This is a genomic window from Vibrio cholerae ATCC 14035 (assembly GCF_000621645.1).
GTDB classification, from domain to species: Bacteria; Pseudomonadota; Gammaproteobacteria; order Enterobacterales; family Vibrionaceae; genus Vibrio; species Vibrio cholerae.
Genome location: NZ_KK211323.1, coordinates 148,708 through 168,959 on the forward strand (window position 1 = coordinate 148,708; position 20,252 = coordinate 168,959).

Annotated in this window: 18 protein-coding genes, 1 other RNA gene and 1 pseudogene; 15 read left to right on the top strand and 5 right to left on the bottom strand. The window is 48.3% G+C overall.

What is annotated here, in order from left to right:
• The first annotated feature begins 12 nt into the window (after positions 1 to 12).
• From dnaX to recR, 3 genes are all read left to right on the top strand, one after another.
• On the top strand, positions 13 to 2,091 hold the full coding sequence (gene dnaX / locus T411_RS0117410) for a DNA polymerase III subunit gamma/tau (protein WP_000120804.1): 2,079 nt from the start codon (positions 13 to 15) through the stop codon (positions 2,089 to 2,091).
• 70 nt (positions 2,092 to 2,161) lie between these two features.
• Positions 2,162 to 2,491 carry a YbaB/EbfC family nucleoid-associated protein gene (locus tag T411_RS0117415; RefSeq protein WP_000467102.1) on the top strand — a complete coding sequence of 110 codons (330 nt, stop codon included), beginning with the start codon at positions 2,162 to 2,164 and terminating at the stop codon, positions 2,489 to 2,491.
• Positions 2,492 to 2,505: 14 nt separating this feature from the next.
• The gene (gene recR / locus T411_RS0117420) at positions 2,506 to 3,108 is read left to right on the top strand and encodes a recombination mediator RecR (protein WP_001260579.1); all 603 of its coding nucleotides are present in this window, start codon (positions 2,506 to 2,508) and stop codon (positions 3,106 to 3,108) included.
• A gap of 109 nt (positions 3,109 to 3,217) precedes the next feature.
• Here recR and T411_RS0117425 read toward each other — a convergent pair whose 3' ends face one another.
• Positions 3,218 to 3,466, bottom strand: coding sequence for a YkgJ family cysteine cluster protein (locus tag T411_RS0117425; protein ID WP_000340598.1), 249 nt, complete (start codon positions 3,464 to 3,466; stop codon positions 3,218 to 3,220).
• Between the two features lie 137 nt (positions 3,467 to 3,603).
• Here T411_RS0117425 and T411_RS0117430 point away from each other — a divergent pair, with 137 nt between their 5' ends.
• Complete coding sequence (locus T411_RS0117430) at positions 3,604 to 4,041, top strand: YcgN family cysteine cluster protein (protein ID WP_001880862.1); 438 nt, start codon at positions 3,604 to 3,606, stop codon at positions 4,039 to 4,041.
• A gap of 93 nt (positions 4,042 to 4,134) precedes the next feature.
• Here the strand turns inward: T411_RS0117430 and T411_RS0117435 are convergent, their stop codons facing one another.
• Entirely contained in the window at positions 4,135 to 4,878 is a 744-nt protein-coding gene (locus tag T411_RS0117435; protein WP_001109956.1) for a YciK family oxidoreductase, read from the bottom strand.
• 158 nt (positions 4,879 to 5,036) lie between these two features.
• Between T411_RS0117435 and sohB the strand changes: the two genes are divergently transcribed.
• Positions 5,037 to 6,098, top strand: a complete 1,062-nt coding sequence (gene sohB / locus T411_RS0117440; RefSeq protein WP_000394900.1) for a protease SohB — start codon at positions 5,037 to 5,039, stop codon at positions 6,096 to 6,098.
• Positions 6,099 to 6,222: 124 nt separating this feature from the next.
• Here the strand turns inward: sohB and T411_RS0117445 are convergent, their stop codons facing one another.
• The gene (locus tag T411_RS0117445) at positions 6,223 to 7,290 is read right to left on the bottom strand and encodes a PLP-dependent cysteine synthase family protein (RefSeq protein ID WP_000337335.1); all 1,068 of its coding nucleotides are present in this window, start codon (positions 7,288 to 7,290) and stop codon (positions 6,223 to 6,225) included.
• Between the two features lie 121 nt (positions 7,291 to 7,411).
• On the opposite strand from T411_RS0117445, the gene T411_RS0117450 reads away from it, so the two are divergent.
• On the top strand, positions 7,412 to 7,870 hold the full coding sequence (locus T411_RS0117450; protein WP_000923262.1) for an Lrp/AsnC family transcriptional regulator: 459 nt from the start codon (positions 7,412 to 7,414) through the stop codon (positions 7,868 to 7,870).
• An 8-nt stretch (positions 7,871 to 7,878) separates the two neighbouring features.
• On the opposite strand, the gene tesB is transcribed toward T411_RS0117450, so the two are convergent.
• Positions 7,879 to 8,739, bottom strand: a complete 861-nt coding sequence (gene tesB, locus T411_RS0117455) for an acyl-CoA thioesterase II (RefSeq protein ID WP_000042747.1) — start codon at positions 8,737 to 8,739, stop codon at positions 7,879 to 7,881.
• A 150-nt stretch (positions 8,740 to 8,889) separates the two neighbouring features.
• On the opposite strand from tesB, the gene T411_RS0117460 reads away from it, so the two are divergent.
• Entirely contained in the window at positions 8,890 to 9,321 is a 432-nt protein-coding gene (locus tag T411_RS0117460; RefSeq protein WP_000756880.1) for a YbaY family lipoprotein, read from the top strand.
• A gap of 53 nt (positions 9,322 to 9,374) precedes the next feature.
• Here T411_RS0117460 and T411_RS0117465 read toward each other — a convergent pair whose 3' ends face one another.
• Positions 9,375 to 9,677 (bottom strand): DNA base-flipping protein, encoded by a 303-nt coding sequence (locus T411_RS0117465; protein ID WP_000371949.1) that lies wholly within the window; start codon positions 9,675 to 9,677, stop codon positions 9,375 to 9,377.
• A 50-nt stretch (positions 9,678 to 9,727) separates the two neighbouring features.
• Here T411_RS0117465 and T411_RS0117470 point away from each other — a divergent pair, with 50 nt between their 5' ends.
• The 8 genes and pseudogenes from T411_RS0117470 (at position 9,728) to T411_RS01000000119770 (ending at position 20,235) form a co-directional block, all read left to right on the top strand.
• The gene (locus T411_RS0117470; RefSeq protein WP_000603545.1) at positions 9,728 to 10,471 is read left to right on the top strand and encodes a VP0952 family biofilm-associated protein; all 744 of its coding nucleotides are present in this window, start codon (positions 9,728 to 9,730) and stop codon (positions 10,469 to 10,471) included.
• 146 nt (positions 10,472 to 10,617) lie between these two features.
• Entirely contained in the window at positions 10,618 to 12,639 is a 2,022-nt protein-coding gene (locus T411_RS0117475; RefSeq protein ID WP_001912619.1) for a GGDEF domain-containing protein, read from the top strand.
• A gap of 130 nt (positions 12,640 to 12,769) precedes the next feature.
• Positions 12,770 to 12,866: signal recognition particle sRNA small type (ffs, locus tag T411_RS1000000120635), an RNA gene on the top strand.
• A 314-nt stretch (positions 12,867 to 13,180) separates the two neighbouring features.
• A complete protein-coding gene (locus T411_RS0117480; RefSeq protein WP_000936745.1) occupies positions 13,181 to 13,522 on the top strand; it encodes a metalloregulator ArsR/SmtB family transcription factor in 342 nt (113 codons plus the stop codon).
• A 96-nt stretch (positions 13,523 to 13,618) separates the two neighbouring features.
• Positions 13,619 to 14,620, top strand: coding sequence for an ArsJ-associated glyceraldehyde-3-phosphate dehydrogenase (locus T411_RS0117485; protein ID WP_000985828.1), 1,002 nt, complete (start codon positions 13,619 to 13,621; stop codon positions 14,618 to 14,620).
• 13 nt (positions 14,621 to 14,633) lie between these two features.
• A complete protein-coding gene (locus T411_RS0117490; RefSeq protein WP_000149578.1) occupies positions 14,634 to 15,131 on the top strand; it encodes a cyclin-dependent kinase inhibitor 3 family protein in 498 nt (165 codons plus the stop codon).
• A gap of 44 nt (positions 15,132 to 15,175) precedes the next feature.
• On the top strand, positions 15,176 to 16,405 hold the full coding sequence (gene arsJ / locus T411_RS0117495) for an organoarsenical effux MFS transporter ArsJ (protein ID WP_000952195.1): 1,230 nt from the start codon (positions 15,176 to 15,178) through the stop codon (positions 16,403 to 16,405).
• A 614-nt stretch (positions 16,406 to 17,019) separates the two neighbouring features.
• A pseudogene (locus tag T411_RS01000000119770) lies at positions 17,020 to 20,235 on the top strand (glycosyl hydrolase family 18 protein).
• Positions 20,236 to 20,252: the final 17 nt, after the last annotated feature.

A 20,252-nucleotide genomic window follows, 5' to 3' on the forward strand; every position in this document is an offset into this window, starting at 1 on the left:
ACGGATATTGGAATGAGTTATCTTGCTTTAGCACGCAAATGGCGTCCGACACGATTTAGCGAAGTGGTCGGACAATCCCATGTTTTAACCGCTTTAGAGAACGCTTTGGCGCAAAACCGTTTGCACCATGCGTACTTGTTTAGTGGCACTCGAGGCGTGGGTAAGACCACCATAGGTCGTTTGTTTGCGAAGGGGCTCAACTGCGAGACGGGCATAACGGCTACGTCTTGCGGCCAGTGTGCAACCTGTCAAGAAATTGATCAGGGACGCTTTGTGGATCTGCTCGAGATTGACGCTGCATCACGCACCAAAGTGGAAGATACGCGCGAGCTACTCGACAACGTGCAGTACAAACCTGCGCGTGGACGCTTCAAAGTTTACCTGATCGATGAAGTTCATATGCTCTCGCGTCACAGCTTCAATGCGCTACTGAAAACGCTTGAAGAGCCGCCTGAGTATGTGAAGTTTTTGCTGGCAACCACTGATCCACAAAAGCTGCCTGTGACCATCTTGTCGCGCTGTTTGCAGTTCCATCTCAAACCGATCAGTGTAGAAAATATCCAGCAGCAGCTCGATAAAGTGCTGCACGCCGAACAGATCTCGAGCGACAGCAAAGCACTCAATCTGCTCGCCCATGCTGCGGATGGCAGTATGCGCGATGCTCTTAGCTTGACCGATCAAGCGATTGCGTTGGGCAATGGCGTTGTGAAAAGTGACATCGTCGCGCGCATGCTTGGCACGCTAGACACGGATCATGCCCTGCATCTCTTGCAAGCCATCAGCTTGCAAACGCCACAAGCAGTCATGGATTGCATCGAAACACTTGCCCCAAATGGCGTAGAGTGGGATGGATTGCTGCAACAGCTTTCGACTCAACTGCATCGAATTGCTATGTACCAAGCGCTGCCTGCCACCTTGGATAAATCGCTGCCAGAGGCATCGCGTATTGAGTCGTTGGCCAAAACCTTAGCGCCGCAAGATGTGCAGCTTTACTACCAAATTGCGCTCAAAGGTCGACAAGATTTACCACTGTCACCCACGGCGCGAATTGGCATTGAAATGTTGATGCTGCGTATGATGGCGTTTCGTCCATCTCACGTCTCCTTGGCGAGTGTGATTTTGCCACCCAATACGGCAGTGACAGCTCCAACAATCGCGGCACCGACTTCTCAAATGGCGACTTCAGCACCGCAACCACAACCCGTTGCGCAGTCAAACGTATCGCAACCTGCCTCGCAAGCGATACCTTACTCTGTCGCACCGCCAATGATGGCAGCACAGCCTGTGGTAGAAAGCGCGGTGCCAGTCACTCAGCGAGAAGCATCACACTCGATAAACGCTCCAGAAGTCTCTGTTGTCACCAATACCGACACGCAGAGTCAGGCCAGCATGCCAGCCCTAGCAGGGTTGCGTCATCAACTGCGCTCTAAGCGACAAGAAGTACAAAACAAAGGCGCGGATGGAAAAAAGTCTGACGCGACATCTGCTACTCCAGCGTCGGCGCTAGAGCGTATTGCGCAGAGAGCACAACAAGTGCAGGTGTCGCCAGAACGCAATGATGAAGATGAGTTGGAGCCCGAAGAGGAAATCTATCAATGGCGTCCGATGCAACCTATCGAAGTGGCGGTAAAAAGTGAAGTCACGCCAACGCAACTGAAAAAAGCGTTAGAGCATGAAAAAACGCCGGAAATGGGAGCGAAGTTGATTGAAGAAGCGGTCGCGCAAGACGCGTGGTCGGCATTGGTTCAACAGCTAGAGACTGCCAAAATGGTTGAGCAATTGGCGCTGAATTCCGCTTTTGCTCGTCAAGGCGATCAGATTTCTCTAACGCTGCGTCCAAGTCATGCCCATCTGCACAACGAAAAAGCGCAGCAAGAGTTAGAACAGGCATTGAATCATGTGCTTGGTGAAGCTTGTTCATTAAACATTACCGTCGGGCAAGAGGGTGAAACACCCCTTGAGCTGCGTGAGCGGCTCTACCAGCAGAAACTCACTTCTGCGCTGCACAGTTTACAAACTGATCCAAACGTGCAGTTTATTGAGCGTCGATTTAATGCGCAGCTCGATAGTGACAGCGTACGACCCATTTAACTGGGGTTGAAACCTAAGTGTCTCACCCCCACACTATGTGAAACATTCAACGATAACCAGAGAGATAAAGATGTTTGGTAAAGGCGGAATGGGCAACCTGATGAAGCAAGCCCAACAAATGCAAGAGCGTATGCAAAAGCTGCAAGAAGAGATCGCAAACATGGAAGTGACCGGTGAATCCGGTGCTGGCCTTGTGAAAGTGACCGTCACTGGCAGCCACAGCGTGCGCCGTGTCAACATCGATGAAAGTCTGATGGAAGACGACAAAGAGATGCTGGAAGATTTGATTGCTGCCGCATTTAATGATGCCGCTCGTCGTATCGAAGAGACGCAAAAAGAAAAAATGGCTTCAATCACCGGTGGAATGCAACTGCCTCCGGGCATGAAAATGCCATTCTAATCTGAGCTGAATTTATGCGTACCAGTCACATGCTGGAACATTTGATGGAAGCATTACGCTGCCTGCCGGGTGTTGGCCCAAAATCAGCGCAGCGTATGGCATTCCATCTGTTACAGCGCGATCGTAAAGGTGGTTTACAACTGGCTGAGGCACTGAGTCAGGCGATGGTCGAAATCGGCCATTGTCAGGAGTGCCGAACTTTTACTGAGCAGGATGTTTGTCACATCTGTAGCAACCCAAAACGTAAAGAAAATGGTCAGTTGTGTGTGGTTGAAAGCCCAGCAGATATTGCGGCGCTAGAAGCTACCGGTCAATTTTCTGGTCGCTATTTTGTGTTGATGGGGCACTTATCACCGCTGGATGGTATTGGCCCGAGCGATATTGGCCTCGATACGCTGGATTATCGCTTGCAACGCGGTGATATCAGTGAGGTGATCCTCGCCACTAACCCGACGGTGGAAGGTGAGGCGACCGCGCAATACATTGCCGAGTTGTGTCGTGAGCATCAAGTCACCGCAAGCCGCATTGCACATGGTGTTCCCGTGGGCGGCGAACTTGAGTTGGTGGATGGCACGACCTTATCCCATTCGCTGTTGGGCCGTCACAAACTGTTTTAACTCAGCCTCAAAAATTACAATGCCGCTCGATGAGCGGCATTCTTTTATCTGTACTTGTCTTTTAATCTGTGTTCGGAGGCGAAGTCGCGTAGCGGAATCCACGTTATGCTTAAGTTAATCGCTCAAGTTCGGTTAAGTTAGCCAAGGCTTGCTGATTGGTTTTTCCACACACGACAGGGCAAGCTTTGAAATCGTGACACACTTTTGGGCGCTCAGGGCGGCCAAATAGTTGGCACAAATTATCCTCATTAAGCTGAACACAGCGCACACCAGCCGGTTTGCCATTCGGCATGCCTGGAATCGGGGAGGAGATGCTTGGCGCTATGCAGCAAGCGCCGCAGCCTAATCGACAATCCATCATAATCTCTTTGCGCTGGAAAAATGGGCGGCCATCCTAACAGAAAGCTTGATAGGATGCACTTGCGCTTTTCTTGCACTTTAGCGATGTAAAGAGTATAAATCGTCCCCCCGATAGATAAACCGTAAGACACTGCAATGAGTACACCCTTCTGGCAAAGCAAAACGTTAGACCAAATGACCGAAGCCGAGTGGGAATCGCTGTGCGATGGCTGTGGTAAATGTTGTCTGCACAAACTCATGGACGAAGATACGGATGAAATCTACTACACCAATGTGGCGTGTAGCTGGCTCAATAGCGACACCTGCTCTTGTAAAGATTACCCCAATCGTTTTAGCTCAGGTGAAGAGTGTTTAAAGCTCACTCGCGACAAGATTGAAGAGTTTAACTGGCTGCCTGATACCTGCGCTTACCGTTTGCTTGGTAATGGTCAAACACTTCCAGAATGGCATCCTTTGCTGACCGGCTCGAAAGACGCCATGCATGCCGCCGATGAAAGTGTGCGCGGTAAAATCGTTTATGAAGTGGATGTGATTGATTGGGAAGATCACATTGTGCTGATGAGTCGAGATTAAGCGCTTTACTCATCGATGGTGATGTTAGAGAACAAAAACGCCTTGCTGCTTGCAAGGCGTTTGTCTTTGTGTGAAAGCGAAAACTAAACCGCGTTATTTCTTTGGCTGGGCATCAATACATTGACCGTGCACTTCACGGCCTTCTGGAGCCATCAAGTACAGATAGAGTGGCATAATATCGAGCGGTGTTTTTAACTTGTCTGCATCCTCTGCTGGGTAGGCTTTCGCGCGCATCGCGGTGCGAGTGCCGCCCGGGTTAATCGCATTGACTCGAATGGTGCTTTCACTCAATTCATCGGCCAGAATTTGCATCATACCTTCAGTCGCAAACTTAGAAATCGCGTAAGTTGCCCAGAAAGCACGGCCAATATGACCTACGGTAGACGTGGTAAACACAATTCGAGCATCGGCTGATTTGTGCAGCAGCGGTAGCAGCGCTTGAGTCATAAGGAACTGTGCTTTCACGTTCACTTGCATCACTTCATCGAAGCTGTCTTCGCCAATTTGATCGAAGGGGCTGAGTACGCCAAGCAAGCTGGCATTGTGTAATACGCCATCCAAACGGCCAAATTGATCTTCTATTGTATCGACCATATCCAGATAATTTTGTTTGGTTGCGCCTTTCATATCTAAAGGAACAATCGCCGGTGTCGGATAACCCGCTGCTTCAATAGCATCATAGGTTTGTTCGAGCTTTTTCACGGTACGGCCAAGTAAAATCACGGTCGCGCCGTGCGCCGCGAAACTGATCGCCGCTTGCTTACCAATACCATCACCCGCTCCGGTGACTAAAATCACTTTCTCTTTCAAAGCGTCTGTTGAGACTGAATAATTCACGTCTTATTCCTTATTATTTTTTAGCTCTTCCTGCTGGCAAACTCTGGCTGAGGCGTGTCAAAAATCCAAGGTTAGTCGAGTTGGAAGAGGATTTGCTTTAAGTCTTCGTGACAAGGTGGTTACAATACACCAATTCGTATTCAAGAAGGATGAGTCACTTGGAGTTTTTGTTAGATTACGGCCTGTTTTTGGCCAAGATTGTGACTGTGGTAGTCGCATTGGTCGCAGTACTAGTGATAGTAAAATCATTGGGCGGACGCAGTGGTGGTGCCAAAGGGGAGTTGGAAATCACCGATCTGACCGAACAGCATAAAGAGACGGTTGAGCGTTTAGAGGCTTATCTGCATGACGAAGCGTTTTTAAAAGCGCGCGATAAAGCGGATAAGAAGAAAGAAAAAGCTGAGCAGAAAAGTCGTGAAAAGTCGCTTAAGCAAGCGGCGAAAGAAGGTGAATTGGAAAGCAAACGCGATCCGCATCTGTTTGTGCTTGATTTTCACGGCAGTATTGATGCGAAAGAAGTCGCTTCACTGCGTGAAGAGGTGAGCGCGATTTTGGCGGTGGCACAAGCGGGTGATGAAGTGCTGCTGCGTTTGGAAACTGGTGGCGGCATGGTGCATGGTTATGGTTTGGCATCATCACAACTGGATCGCCTTAAAGCGGCTGGCTTACCGCTGACGATTGCGGTAGATAAAGTTGCAGCTAGCGGCGGTTATATGATGGCCTGCATCGCTGATAAAATCGTCAGTGCGCCATTTGCGATTGTCGGATCTATCGGTGTGGTGGCTCAGTTACCAAACTTCCATAAACTGCTGAAAAAGAACGATATCGAGTTTGAACAGCTCACGGCGGGCGAATACAAGCGCACCTTAACCATGTTTGGTGAAAACACCGATAAAGCGCGTGAAAAGTTCAAGCAAGAGCTGGAAGAAACACATCAACTGTTCAAAGACTTTATCCGTGAGCATCGACCCGCGTTGGATCTCGATAAAGTCGCGACAGGTGAACACTGGTTTGGCACGCAGGCCAAAGCTCTGGGGTTGGTCGATGAGATTCAAACGTCCGATGATTTGATTGTTGCCGCGTGCAAGAGCAAAACCGTACTTCTGCTGCGTTATACGCAAAAGAAAAAGCTGGCCGATAAACTGGCCGGAGTGGCCGGTGATGCCGCCGACAATGTGTTGCTGAAACTGATCAGTCGAGGCCAACGTCCCTTGGTTTAAGGTTGATTGGTTTACTGTTCGTTGCCGTAATGAAAAAACGCGCTTAGTTTGCTAAGCGCGTTTTTTCATGGTCATCCCTAAATCATCGCTTTTTGCGCTGGGATGGTTTGCATGGAGTAAGCACTTAATCCAAACAGCCTGTCGCGGAGAATGTTTCCAACTTGTGCAGATATTTACTTAAATCGCCAATGTTGTTTTTGACCCACTCAGAGTTGTAATAGGTATCAAGGTAGCGTTCACCGCTATCGCACAAGAGCGTGACAATCGAACCTTGCTCACCGCGGCGCTTCATTTCGCAGGCGAGTTGCAGCGCGCCATACAGGTTAGTGCCAGTGGAGGCGCCTGCTTTACGGCCAAGAATTTTCTCCAACCAGTAGATGGTCGCTACACTCGCGGCATCAGGGATCGCACGCATTTCATCTACCACATCAGGAATAAAGCTCGGCTCGACTCTTGGGCGGCCAATGCCTTCAATTTTGCTGCCGCAGTCACGGGTTAGCTCGGCATTTCGCGTGCGGTAGTAGTCATAAAAAACCGAGTTTTCCGGGTCAACCACACACAGTTTGGTGTTGTATTGTTGGTAGCGAATAAAGCGGCCGATAGTGGCTGAGGTGCCTCCCGTCCCCGGGCTCATCACAATCCAGCTTGGAACGGGGTGTTGTTCCATCTGCATCTGGCTAAAAATACTGTCAGCGATGTTGCTGTTACCACGCCAGTCGGTGGCTCGTTCAGCGTAAGTAAACTGATCCATGTAGTGGCCTTTCAGCTCTTTCGCGAGACGATGAGATTCTGCGTAAATTTGATCGGAGCGATCTACAAGATGCGCCTTGCCCCCATAGAACTGGATCTGTTCGATTTTTTTACGCGCGGTGCACTTTGGCATCACGGCAATAAAGGGTAGGCCAAGCAAGCGAGCAAAGTAAGCTTCCGATACGGCAGTACTGCCAGATGAGGATTCAATAATGGTAGTTTCTGGGCCAATCCAGCCATTACACAGCCCATATAAAAACAGTGAACGGGCGAGACGGTGTTTGAGAGAACCGGTGGGGTGGGTACTTTCATCTTTCAGATAGATATCGACGCCAGAGACGCAAGGTAAATCGAGTTTAATCAGATGGGTGTCGGCGGAGCGTTGATAGTCTGCTTCAATTTTACGAATTGCACTGTTAATCCACTGATGGTCGGTACACATAATCCAGTTTCTCCCTTAGGTTACCGAATCAGTTTAGCTAGGCTTGGAGAGAAAAACTTTGCCATTTTGCCTATGCTTTTGTAGTTTTGTAGAAAAATTTTCTCTAAAAAAGGCAATTTGTATGTTGCTCGACAAAGTTGATCGGCAAATCTTGGCCATTTTGCAACAAGACTGCACCGTGTCACTCAATGAATTAGCCGAAGCGGTCAATTTAACCACAACGCCTTGCTGGAAGCGTTTGAAAAAAATGGAAGAAGGTGGCGTGATTCGCGAGCGAGTCGCACTGCTTGATGCGCAAGCCCTTGACCTCTCTTTCACGGCCTTTGTCATGGTGACGACCAATAACCACTCCCATGAATGGTACTGCCGCTTTGTGACTGCCGTGGAAGAGTTTCCCGAAGTGATGGAGTTTTATCGCATGGCGGGAGAATACGATTACATGATGAAGGTGCAGGTCAAAGATATGCCGTGTTTTGACCGATTCTATAAAAAACTGGTCAATAGTATCGAAGGGTTGAACAAAGTGACCTCCACCTTTGCGATGGAGTCACTTAAATACACGACTCAGTTACCGCTCTAAGGGTGAGATCAGCTTAAAAAGCGCATAACGCCTTCTTGGACGGCTGTTGCGACCAAATTGCCTTGGCGATCATAAATCTCACCACGCACTAAACCACGTGTATTGCTCGCCGTAGGACTTTCGATGGCAAACAGTAGCCAGTCATCCATCTTAAACGGACGGTGGAACCAGATAGAGTGGTCAATGGTTGCCACTTGGAATTTTGGTGTCATCAGAGAAACACCGTGTGGATGCAAGGCGGTCACTAAAAAGCCCCAGTCAGACGCATAGCCAAGCAAATACTGATGGATGAGCTGGTCATCGGGCATATCGCCATTGGCTCGGATCCACAAATACTGCTTAGGCTCCGCTTTTTCTGGCTTCAAGGGGTTGATGACAGTAACGGGACGCATCTCAATCGGTTTTTCACCACAAAACGCTTTTTGCAGTTTTTCTGGTAAGAAATGCGCAATCTGCGCCGCGAGTTCGGATTCGGAAGCAAAGTTCTCTGGCCCTGGAACCACAGGCATGGTTTTTTGGTGCTCAAATCCCGGTGCATCACCATGGTAGGACGCAGTCAGATAAAAAATTGGCCGACCATTTTGGATCGCTTTAACACGGCGAGTGCTGAAGCTTTTGCCATCACGAAGATTTTCTACATCGTAAATAATCGGTTTTTCTGGATCGCCAGGGTAAAGAAAATAGCTATGGAAAGAGTGCACAGTGCGATCTGACTCGACCGTGTAGCGAGCTGCCGACAAGGCTTGGCCAATCACTTGTCCGCCATAGACTTGAGGAAGCCCCAAATTTTCGCTGGCACCGCGATACAGCCCCTCTTCCAGTTTCTCCAATTGCAGCAGACTTAATAATTCGTCTAACGGTTTACTCATGACTTAGGACCCTCTTTTGTAGTTTGATGATTTTGTGATGTTAGTCAGACATTTGTCAATAATCCTGCTGTCCAATGACACAAATACCGTGGTGGCATATAATTTGCTGGTTTTCTAATGTGATGTTTCCCAGTTGTGTAGTGAGGCGCTATGAAAAAGGTTCTACTTATTGTTATCTCTATCCTGTTTGGTTCTGTACTCGTAGGCTGCCAAATGAATGAATCCAACAAGACACAAGATAAAATCCAATCGATTACGGGGAGTGTGGCATACCGTGAACGCATTGCGTTGCCGGATAATGCGGTGGTGACAGTTTACCTACAAGACGTTTCCTTGGCTGATGCGCCAGCGACGGTTATCGCAAAACAGAACTTCATCACTAATGGTATGCAAGTACCACTTGAATTCAACCTAGCGTATGACAGCCGCAAGATCAAAGCGAGTCACCGTTACAGTGTGAGTGCGCGTATCGAAGTCGACGGTAAGCTACGTTTCATCACGGATACTCATTACGGTGTGATCACCGATCCTGAAGCGACTAAACACGTACCTATGATGCTGATTGGTGTGCATGGCGAATAACTCGCGATAAGGCGTTATTCCGTTAAGCTTTTCTGATTGCACAATGGCAGCCATCACGGCTGCCATTGATATTTACGTAGCGATATTTTCCCAGTGTCACTCACCTCTATCCCTTCGGCTAACAATAATTGCCGCTGGCGCACAAAATCTTCCCCTTGTAGTGAAATTTTGCCTTGGCTGTTGATGACTCGAAACCAAGGTAACTGACTCCCCTCAGGTAAATGACCCAGCGCTTTGCCCACATGGCGTGCATAGCCCGGATAACCGGCCATTTTGGCGATAGCGCCGTAAGTCGAAACCCGACCAACCGGAATTTGGTGAATCACGACAAAGATCTGTTGTAAAAACTGGTCCATAATACAAGTGCCCGAAACAAGTTTACCAAGGATAGGTATAGGGAGTTGGCATGATACTGTCTGCCTTACAATTTCTCATCGCGATTCTGTTTTCCATTGTTGCTGCGTATGTGGCAGGTTTGAGTGAGGGCGATATTCCGATCATCGCATTTCTGATCCCTGCTCTCTGGCTATTACCTAAATCAGGATTTTCTAGCGTTGTCATGTTGCTCGCGATGGGGATCTTTGGCCTAACCTTACCACTCCAACCGGTGGCGTTGTCTATCAGTCAGTGGGTGCTTATTCCGCTGTTGATGGTGGCGTTTTCTCCACGTAGTAACTGGGGAGTGATCTTAGTCAGTGCTTTGATTGTACTCACTTTGCAAGTCGGCATCATGGTAACGCAATCGGCGGGCAAACTGGAAGGCTCACCTATGGTGACTGTGGTGCAGATAGTTATGGTGATGTTGATCTGGTGGGCAGCTCGAGGTTGGAAACCAAATCATGCTCACAGTTGGTGGGCATTGGCTTTAGTGATTCCGCTCTGGGTGGCCGAGCAATTTTATGCGGTCACCCTAGCGTTACTGATAACCGGAATTATTGCTGCATGCGAAAACCTGATCCCCAAAGCAACCCCTTCTTTAAACTGGGGAAGCTTGTTGGGATGGAGCCTACCTTGTGTCAGTTTTGCTGCGTTAGTCGTTTCACCCGCGACAGAAGTGCCCAATCCGGTCTTTGTGGTATGGATCTGCATTTTGGTCACAGCTTGGACCACAGACTATGTATTGAAAAGCACAGAGGAAGCGCACGAATAGTCCATTGAGTGCATCAAATAGCCAGATGAGAGCCTAATAAAGCATCGGTGGCTCTATGAAATTTATTACCTAAAGTTGATAGTGGGGTGGGGGTATTTACGATAAAATGCGCAGCAAAAAATACAACATACCATTATTCAACGTCTATGCTACTTAACGCTTTTTCACGCCGAGTCTTCCTTTGGCTAGGTTGGCTATTGATTTCCACCAGCAGTTTAGCCGCTACATCTACGACGTATAAGGTCGCCACCGAAGCGGATGACGTGGTGACTCGTGTGCTTTTTGATTCGATTGCTCACCACTTCAACCTTGAAATTGAATACGTCAACTACCCCAGTTTTAACGATATTCTGGTGGCGATAGAGACTGGCAACGCCGATTTTGCTGCCAACATTACTTACACTGATTTGCGTGCTCAACGTTTTGATTTTTCAAGACCAACCAACATCGAGTACACCTATCTCTACAGTTATGGTGGCCTACGTTTACCCGAGTTGCGCCTCGTGGGTATCCCGAAAGGAACCACCTACGGGACCCTACTAAAAGAACACTATCCCTATATCCAGCAAGTTGAGTATGAAGGGCATTTAGAAGCGCTCACTTTGCTGGAAAGTGGCCGAGTAGACGGAGTGGTTGATGCGATCAATCAGCTCAAACCTATGCTACTGAAAGGGCTTGATGTACAACTCCTTAACGACCAATTACCGATTCAGCCTGTTTCTATTGTGACGCCTAAAGGCAAACACTCAGCGCTATTGGGCAAGATTGAAAAATACGCGCATTCGGCTCACGTACAACGTTTATTGCGTGAATCGATCCAAAAGTATCAATTGGACATCCGTAAGCAAGCTCTGCGTCAATCCGTGGTTGAGAGCGGACTCAACGTGCAGCGTGTATTGCGTGTTAAGCTAGAGAACAACCCGCAATATGCACTTTATCAGCCAGACGGTTCGGTTCGTGGGATCAGTGCTGATGTTGTGTTTCAGGCCTGTGAGATGCTACTGCTGAAATGCGAATTGGTCAGTAATGGTCAAGAAACATGGGAGAGCATGTTTGATGATTTACAGGATAAAAGCATCGATATTTTGGCTCCTATAACGGTTTCTCAGCAGCGTAAAAACCTCGCTTACTTCAGTGAAAGCTACTACCACCCACAAGCGATTTTGGTCAAACGTGAACACTATAAAGACGATGTGTATAGCAATGTGTCTGAGTTGGTGGCTGAACGTATTGGCGTCATCAAAGACGATTTTTTTGAAGAGCTGTTACAGCAGATGCTGCCGAACAAGATCTTGTTCAGCTACGCAAGTCAGGAAGAGAAAGTTCAAGCCTTACTGAATAAAGAGGTGGACTACATAGTGCTCAATAGAGCCAATTTTAATCTCTTGCTTCGCGAGTCAACGGAGATGTTACCGATTGTAGAAGACACCATGATTGGCAGTTTCTACCAATATGACATTGCGATAGGTTTTGCTAAAAATCCACTTGTTGCAACTCTGGCACCTCTTTTCTCTCGGGCAATTAAAATGCTCAATACCGAACAGATCATACATACCTATGATTATCAGCCAAATTGGCGAGCCACATTACTTGCGGAAAAGAAATATCAGCGCAGTACTCAATGGCTTTTTGCCATGGCTTTCATCGTTTTGTTTATGGTGGCGTTTTACCTCCATGGCATATCACATACCGATAACCTTACTAAGTTGCGCAATCGTCGCGCTTTGTATAACCGATACCGCCGCGGGTTATCGCCTCGCCTAAGCTTGGTTTATCTTGACGTGAATACGTTTAAATCAATCAACGATCAGTATGGACATGAAGTGGGTGACAAAGTCCTTAAGCAGTTGGCTCAGCGCATCGAAGCGGTATGGCGTGGGCGCAGCTATCGGATTGGTGGGGATGAATTTATTTTAATCGGTGAATGTTCTGCTAAGCGGCTTGAACATGTGGTTGCGCAATGTGAACGTTTTATGTTTGTGGATGCAGAGCGCGATGTCAGTTTTGAAGTGAGTGTGGCGATTGGTATTGCTAAGAATCGTGAGCGGACCGAATCACTCAATGAGGTGATGCACCAAGCGGATATTGCGATGTATCGCGCTAAGGCGGAATCGACGCAATCGCCATTTCAGGCTGCCAGCAAGGTAAAAGGATTACACATCGTTTAATCAAACTGGTGAAATGCTGTTCGGTTGATGAGCAATGTGGGGGTAAATCAGGATTATCGCTTGCATTGCCTAAGTCGATGTTTAATAATCGCACCCGCTTTGGAGCAATCCAAACTCAAATCGATGGGGGCCCTGGTCCTCCCGCAACACTAGTTCGTGAACCTGGTCAGATCCGGAAGGAAGCAGCCACAGCGGATGATGTGTGTGCCGGGATGTGGCTGGGGTCTCCGCCCATCTGACGTTCTAAAAATCCAATTCTTCCCCAATAATTCTGTGAGCTTCCTTGTTCAAGGGATAAGTTGACCTAGTCTAAGCTATTGCTACTTCCTACCCTCGGTTCTACTCATTTTTCTAGTCTGAATGATTTTTTATCCAAGCACAATTTGTCTTACCTCATTGTTTATTCATGGTTTTATTAATTTTTGATGACAGATGTTGCAGTCATCGTTGATTTATTTTTATCCAATACATCAAACACTGATTGACATCGATTTTTTCCCCAATAAAATATCTGCATATCCATATATATTGGAGTTTGATTATGTTACCCCACCAGTTTTTCAAATTACTCGCCGATGAAACGCGGGTGCGCTGCTTACTGATGATTGCTCGGGAAGAGAAGGTTTGTGTGGCTGAACTTACCGAAGCTTTGAATGAGAGTCAGCCGAAAATTTCTCGCCATTTGGCATTGCTGCGTGCCAGCGGCGTGGTGGTCGATATCCGTCAGGGGCAGTGGGTGTTTTATCGTATTTCCGATCAACTGCCGGGATGGATGCGCAAGCAGATCCAAGGGTTGGTGGAATCCAACTGTCTTAAACAAGAATACCAGCAAGATATTCAGCGCCTCGCCGAGATGACTTCTCGTCCTCAGTGCTGTGTGTAAAGAACCAAGTTGAGTTATCCCTCAACGGCTTAGCGTTGTAGCCAAAATGGCTGCTTAGTTGGGAAGGGATAAAAACAAGTTTAAAGGAAAAGGAAGATGGCAATTAAAGTCGGAATTAATGGATTTGGTCGTATTGGGCGTTTGGCTTTAAGAGCTTCGTTTGATTGGCCTGAGATTGAGTTTGTACAGATCAACGATGTGGCGGGCGATGCTGCAACATTGGCACACCTTTTGGAGTTCGATTCGGTACAAGGTCGTTGGCACCATGCTGTGGGTAGTGAAGCGGATGCTGTCCTGATCAACGGCAAACGCATTCGCGCAACACAAGAAAAAGCGATTGATGCAGTGGATTGGTCGGGCTGTGATGTGGTGATTGAGGCTACGGGTAAGCACCGTAAAGGCGAGTTCTTGAACCAGTATTTGGCACAAGGAGTAAAACGCGTCGTCGTTTCAGCACCTGTCAAAGAAGAGGGGATCGCCAATATCGTGGTCGGGGTGAACGATCACATCTTCAACCCTGAACAACATCGTATTGTCACTGCCGCTTCTTGTACCACTAACTGTATTGCTCCAGTGGTGAAAGTAATCCATGAAAAACTGGGTATCGCGCAAGCCTCTTTTACTACCATCCATAACCTAACCAATACGCAAACCATTTTGGATGCACCGCATAAAGATTTACGCCGTGCACGTGCTTGCGGTATGAGCCTCATCCCCACAACCACCGGCTCTGCTAAAGCGATTATCGAAATTTTCCCGGATCTGAAAGGCAAGATTGATGGACACGCCGTACGTGTACCGTTGGCGAATGCCTCGTTAACCGACATCATTTTTGATGTGCAGCGTGATACGACGGTGGAAGAGATCAATCAGCTGTTAAAACAAGCCTCAGAAAACGAGCTTAAAGGCATTCTGGGTTTTGAAGAGCGTCCACTGGTGTCGATTGATTACCAAGGCGATCAACGTTCAACGATTGTGGATGCGCTCTCCACCATGGTGGTTGGTAAGCGAATGGTGAAGATCTACGCTTGGTATGACAACGAAATGGGTTACGCCACGCGCACCGCAGAATTGGTTCGTAAAGTCGGTTTGGCATAAGGAGTAGTAAAAAATGACGCATCCTACTTGGGAATTACCGGTAGCCGACAATCTGGCGAGTTTAGTGCTCACACCTTGCCCGGGAACCAAAGGTACACCACTGCCGGAAAGCATTGCCCAACTCAAAGCGCAAGGGGTTTCGGCAGTAGTCACGGCGCTAAGCCATGAGGAAATGGAGCAGCATGGTGTCGGTGAGCTACCAGCGGAAGTCGAAAAAGCCGGATTACAGTGGTTTCATGCGCCGATCGAAGATGATTGCGCGCCGGATGCGGCCTTTGCGCAAGATTGGCAGCATTGCTCACCCGCTTTGCATCAGGCACTCAGCCGCGGTGAAAAAGTCGCTTTGCATTGCATGGGAGGTTCGGGTCGTACTGGCTTACTGGCCGCGCATCTGCTGCTGGAAAAAGGTTGGCCGCTGGAAAGCATCATTACTCAGGTGCAAGCATTAAGGCCGGGTGCATTTACCAAAGAAGTGCAAGTGCAGTACGTGCATCAAATCGTCAAACCATAACCCGATCAAGGGCCGCATAAGCGGCTCTTTTTAAGAGAGTGTTTATGTTGTCCCAACTGAATGCCCATGTTCGTCAGTACATGCTCGTGACGTTCAACTACTGGAATTTTACTCTGACTGATGGGGCGCTGCGTATGTTGGTAGTGCTCTATTTCTATGATTTAGGCTATTCCAGCTTAGCTATTGCCTCGCTATTTCTGTTCTATGAATTTTTTGGTGTCGTGACCAACTTAATTGGCGGGTGGCTTGGGGCTCGGCTTGGGCTGAATCGCACCATGAACATCGGGCTTGGCTTGCAAATCATCGCACTTTTGATGCTGGCAGTGCCAGCAAGCTGGCTGACCATTCCTTGGGTAATGGCCGCGCAAGCCCTGTCGGGCATCGCGAAAGATCTCAATAAGATGAGTGCCAAAAGCGCCATCAAAACCCTAGTGCCAGAAAATGCACAAGGCGCGTTGTTTAAGTGGATTGCGATCCTGACGGGGTCAAAGAATGCCTTAAAAGGTGCTGGATTTTTCTTGGGCGGAGCGTTGTTGTCTTTGATCGGTTTCCAGTACGCAGTGGCTGCCATGGCGGCTGTGTTGGTATTGGTTTTCATTGGCAGCGTAATGAGTTTGAAATCCGATCTCGGCAAGGCCAAGAACAAGCCGAAGTTTTCCGATATTTTCTCTAAATCGGCGAGTGTGAACATCCTGTCGGCGGCACGGCTATTTCTGTTTGGCGCGCGCGATGTGTGGTTTGTCATCGCACTGCCTATCTATTTAGGCAGCGTGTTTGGTTGGGATCACAGTGCTGTGGGCGGTTTTCTGGCGCTTTGGGTGATTGGCTACGGCGTCATTCAAGGATTCGCGCCCAAAATCACAGGCAGCAAATCGGAGCATCCACCAGCAGGGCGAGCCGCTATTGGCTGGGCATTGGCACTGTCTTTGGTCACGGGGCTGATTGCTTACGGTGTGCAGATACAGTGGCACCCAGAAGTGGTGATCATCGGAGGACTCATGCTGTTTGGTGCGGTATTTGCGGTGAACTCTTCACTGCATTCATACCTGATTGTCAGCTACGCCAAAGATGATGGCGTATCGCTTGATGTCGGCTTCTACTACATGGCGAATGCGATGGGGCGCTTAATCAGCACGATATTATCCGGCTGGGTCTTCCAGCTTTGGGGGCTGGCAGCTTGTTTGTGGGTCTCTTTCGGATTTTTAGTGCTGACGACGCTGATCTCATTTTGGCTGCCGAATCGTGCGTATACGTCACAAGTGAATTTGAAATAATGAGCTTGGTCGATTTTTTGTAGTCGATATGTACCCCTAGTCAATAATTTACCAATCCGCTTTTACGGGAATGCACAGATAATTATTTATTGGAAATGTTTATTGGCGACTTTTTATTGTGTGGGGTTATTCTGACTCTTGGGTTAATGACTTGGCGGCTATCTTTATAAAAACATGTTGTTTTTGTATATCAGTATTGTCTGATTTTTTATTTATGATCAAAAATAAAGTGACTGACTTATTTGGCGTGAGTGATTATTGACCTGAAATGTAATTAAGTGTGACTGAAATTTGTATTGATTAAGGTTTTGTGCATTGAATTTAAAGGGTTGGCATTGATCTTGTGCCTATTTTGTTGTTTGGGTATTTATCTTAATTATGGTTCTTTCTAGCGAGCGATAATTTTATTGAACCGTGATCTCAATGATTTTATGAATTATTTCTTTCTGATTATTTTCAAGTTCTCAATGAGTTTGTTTAAAATTATGAAAGTGTCGTTACATTTGCTTACATCCGTTTGAAACAGACTGAAACAGTTTCTTTTCTATAATGAGACATAAATTTTGTTCAATAAAATAAGTCTCGAAATAATGAAAAGATCAGCATTAACTTTAATGCCGACCGTTCTTGCATTAGCAGTGGGAATGGCGATGCCTGCAGTGCAGGCGGCAATCAATAGTGACGCTTCTGTGGTTGGTACGGAAAGCCAGTGGTGGAATACCTACAAAGTGACGCTCACTAACAACGGCAATCAGCCAGTTGAACTGCGTGATGCGAGCATTGCGTTTGATACCAACCTTTCACTTTCAACACCTTCTTGGTCAGCACAAGGCATTTCTTACCCAAGCATGAGCTTTAGCAGCAATGCGCAAGGTTCAGTGTTTAGCAATCGCTTAACTCTGAGCTTTGATCAAGGCAGTTGGGTAAAAACGCAACTGCTACCGGGGGCAAGCATTGATCTTACCTTAGGTGTCAGTGGTGTGCTCGAGCTGAGCCTGCTGCAAAGCACGATCGCTCTGGAAACCGATGGTGAAGTGGAGCCGGGCGAACCAGAAATTTCGCTAGAGCTGGCTTCACCCGTTCAAGGTGCAGAGTTCATTGAAGGCCAGACCGTTGCGATTGTGGCTAACGTTACTGCAACCAACACAACAGTAAAAACTGTCACGTTCTTGGTGGATGGTGAGCAGATTGCGTTGCTTGAGCAAGCGCCATTTCAAGCTAGCTGGACTGCGGCTGGTGAGGGGGCTCACTCCATCAAAGCCATCGTGGAAGATGCTTCTGGTTTGCTGAAAGAGCAAGCGGTACGTATTACCGTCAAAGCCGAAGAAATTGATCCACCGGTTGAGCCAGAAGTACCCGTTGCACCTGTGATTGAGTTGACCAATCCACGTAACGGACAAAGCGTATTCTTGGGCAAAGTCACCACACTGGCTGCGAATGCGACAGACGAAAATAATGATCTCACCGCAGTTGAGTTTTTGGTGAATGGCGAATCGATTGGCCGTGTTACTCAGGCTCCATATCAACTGGCTTAGACTCCGGTAGCTTTGGGTCAATACACCATCGAAGCGATCGCTTACGATGCAGCAGGTCATCAAACGCAAACCCCAATGGTGACAGTGAACGCCAAAGAAATGGGCACGGGCAACCTAAGTTGTGACATCAAACAGATCTATCGTGAAGATGGCACTGAGTGTATGGGTGACGATCACCCGCGCCGTATCATCGGTTATTACACCTCATGGCGTACTGGTAAAAACGGTCTGCCAGCGTACCTCGCCGGCGATCTGCCTTGGGAAAAACTGACCCACATTAACTACGCGTTCGCCAGCATCAACAAGTCTGACTTCAGCATGCAAGTGGATGATTCCGCGACCAAGATGACGTGGGAAAATGTACCGGGTGCCGAGATGGATCCTTCACTGCCATACCAAGGTCACTTCAACCTGCTGAGCAAGTTTAAGAAACAGTACCCCGATGTGAAAACGCTGATTTCTGTCGGTGGTTGGGCGGAAACCGGTGGTTTCTATCCAATGACGACCGATCTGGCTTCTTGTTCAGTGAACATGGAAGGCATCAAGGCGTTCAACAAATCGGCGGTCGATTTCATCCGTCAATACGATTTTGATGGCGTGGATATCGACTACGAATACCCATCATCAATGAAAGATTCCGGTAATCCGGTCGATTTCGAGCAGTCGAACAAGTGTCGTGGCCAGTTGTGGGATAACTACATGGTGATGATGACCGAACTGCGCAAAGCGCTGGATAAAGCGGGCGAAGAAGATGGCCGTCGTTATATGCTGACTATCGCGTCACCTTCATCAGCTTACCTGCTGCGTGGTATGCAAGACTTCGCGATGCAAGATGTACTGGATTACGTCAACATCATGTCTTACGACCTGCATGGTACGTGGAACGAGTTTGTCGGCCCACAAGCCGCACTGTTTGATGATGGTAAAGATGCTGAGCTGGCCAAATGGGGCGTGTACACGACTGCAGAATATCAAGGCATTGGCTACTTAAACCAAGCGTGGACGCACCACTTCTTCCGTGGCGCCTTTAAACCAAGCCAAATCAACATGGGGATTCCTTACTACACCCGTGGCTGGCAAGGCGTGAGCGGCGGCGATAAAGGTCTATGGGGTCGTGCGGTTGAGCCAAACCAATCGTCATGTCCAGAAGGCACCACTGTTTGTGGTTGGGGCGCGGAAGGTACCGATAACATCTGGCATGATGTGGATGCCAACGGTAACGAAATCAAAGCCGGTGTGGTACCCATGTGGCACGCGATGAACCTGATGCACGCTGAAAAATTGGGTATTGACGGTATGCCAAGTTACGGCCCAGCGTGGGGTATGGATCCAAACAACCCGAAACACCTGATTGAAGGCAAATACGAGCGTGTGTGGAGTCAAGAGCTGCAAACGGCATGGCTTTGGAACGACACCAAAAAAGTATTCCTGAGCATTGAAGATAAAGACTCACTGAAGCCAAAACTGGATTACATCGTCGATAACGGTTTAGGCGGCATGATGATTTGGGAGATGGCGGGTGACTACTCGTATGATGCGGTGAAACGCGAATACGTGATCGGTTCTGACATGACTTCTTATGCCCATGAAGTGTTTGCCGCGGCGAAGCCGATGGATATTCGTCATAACGATCTGCCACAACCAGACTCGGTGATTGACGTTACGGTATCGACCACAGAATGGCCAGAAGGCGATAGCAACTACCCAATCAACCCGAAATTGGTGTTTACCAACCACTCAAATGTGGCGATTCCGGGTGGTTCTACGATTGAGTTCCTGATGCCAACGTCAACCGGTGATATCGTCAAAGATTGGAGCGGTGCTGGTCTGAAAGTGATTGAAAGCGGTCATACCGGCAGCAACTTCTCGGTGAATGGTGAGAAGAAACTGTTCCACAAAGTGGCCGTGACACTGCGCTCAACCGAAACGATCCCTGCGGGCGGTGAGTACAGCGTCGATATGGTGTACTACACCCCAGTCTCTGGCGTGGCTAACGGCGTGCGCTTTATCGTGGGTAACGAAACGGTCGGCTTGAAGAAAGACTTCCCAACATTGCCAGCGTTTGAAGGTGCCACCGATGGCGGCAATGGGAACGAAGGCGGTGCGGGTCAATCTTGTGCCGATGCCGGCATCAACCCTAATGGCTTGAAAGTGTACCCAGAGTTTCCACGTGGCGACCACGCGGCAGGCGGTGACCAACTGATCCACAATGGTTCTGTATGGCAAGCCAACTGGTGGACGAACAGTACACCATCCAGCGCCGATGCATCATGGAAAGCGGTGTGCAAAATCTAAGTTAACTACCGTTCATG

Bases quoted from the DNA above. Each gene is read 5' to 3' on its own strand.
- dnaX (WP_000120804.1), top strand. From the start codon at position 13: ATGAGTTATCTTGCTTTAGCACGCAAATGGCGTCCGACACGATTTAGC.
- T411_RS0117415 (WP_000467102.1), top strand. From the start codon at position 2,162: ATGTTTGGTAAAGGCGGAATGGGCAACCTGATGAAGCAAGCCCAACAA.
- recR (WP_001260579.1), top strand. From the start codon at position 2,506: ATGCGTACCAGTCACATGCTGGAACATTTGATGGAAGCATTACGCTGC.
- T411_RS0117425 (WP_000340598.1), bottom strand. From the start codon at position 3,466: ATGGATTGTCGATTAGGCTGCGGCGCTTGCTGCATAGCGCCAAGCATC.
- T411_RS0117430 (WP_001880862.1), top strand. From the start codon at position 3,604: ATGAGTACACCCTTCTGGCAAAGCAAAACGTTAGACCAAATGACCGAA.
- T411_RS0117445 (WP_000337335.1), bottom strand. From the start codon at position 7,290: ATGTGTACCGACCATCAGTGGATTAACAGTGCAATTCGTAAAATTGAA.
- T411_RS0117450 (WP_000923262.1), top strand. From the start codon at position 7,412: ATGTTGCTCGACAAAGTTGATCGGCAAATCTTGGCCATTTTGCAACAA.
- tesB (WP_000042747.1), bottom strand. From the start codon at position 8,739: ATGAGTAAACCGTTAGACGAATTATTAAGTCTGCTGCAATTGGAGAAA.
- T411_RS0117460 (WP_000756880.1), top strand. From the start codon at position 8,890: ATGAAAAAGGTTCTACTTATTGTTATCTCTATCCTGTTTGGTTCTGTA.
- T411_RS0117465 (WP_000371949.1), bottom strand. From the start codon at position 9,677: ATGGACCAGTTTTTACAACAGATCTTTGTCGTGATTCACCAAATTCCG.
- T411_RS0117470 (WP_000603545.1), top strand. From the start codon at position 9,728: ATGATACTGTCTGCCTTACAATTTCTCATCGCGATTCTGTTTTCCATT.
- T411_RS0117475 (WP_001912619.1), top strand. From the start codon at position 10,618: ATGCTACTTAACGCTTTTTCACGCCGAGTCTTCCTTTGGCTAGGTTGG.
- T411_RS0117480 (WP_000936745.1), top strand. From the start codon at position 13,181: ATGTTACCCCACCAGTTTTTCAAATTACTCGCCGATGAAACGCGGGTG.
- T411_RS0117485 (WP_000985828.1), top strand. From the start codon at position 13,619: ATGGCAATTAAAGTCGGAATTAATGGATTTGGTCGTATTGGGCGTTTG.
- T411_RS0117490 (WP_000149578.1), top strand. From the start codon at position 14,634: ATGACGCATCCTACTTGGGAATTACCGGTAGCCGACAATCTGGCGAGT.
- arsJ (WP_000952195.1), top strand. From the start codon at position 15,176: ATGTTGTCCCAACTGAATGCCCATGTTCGTCAGTACATGCTCGTGACG.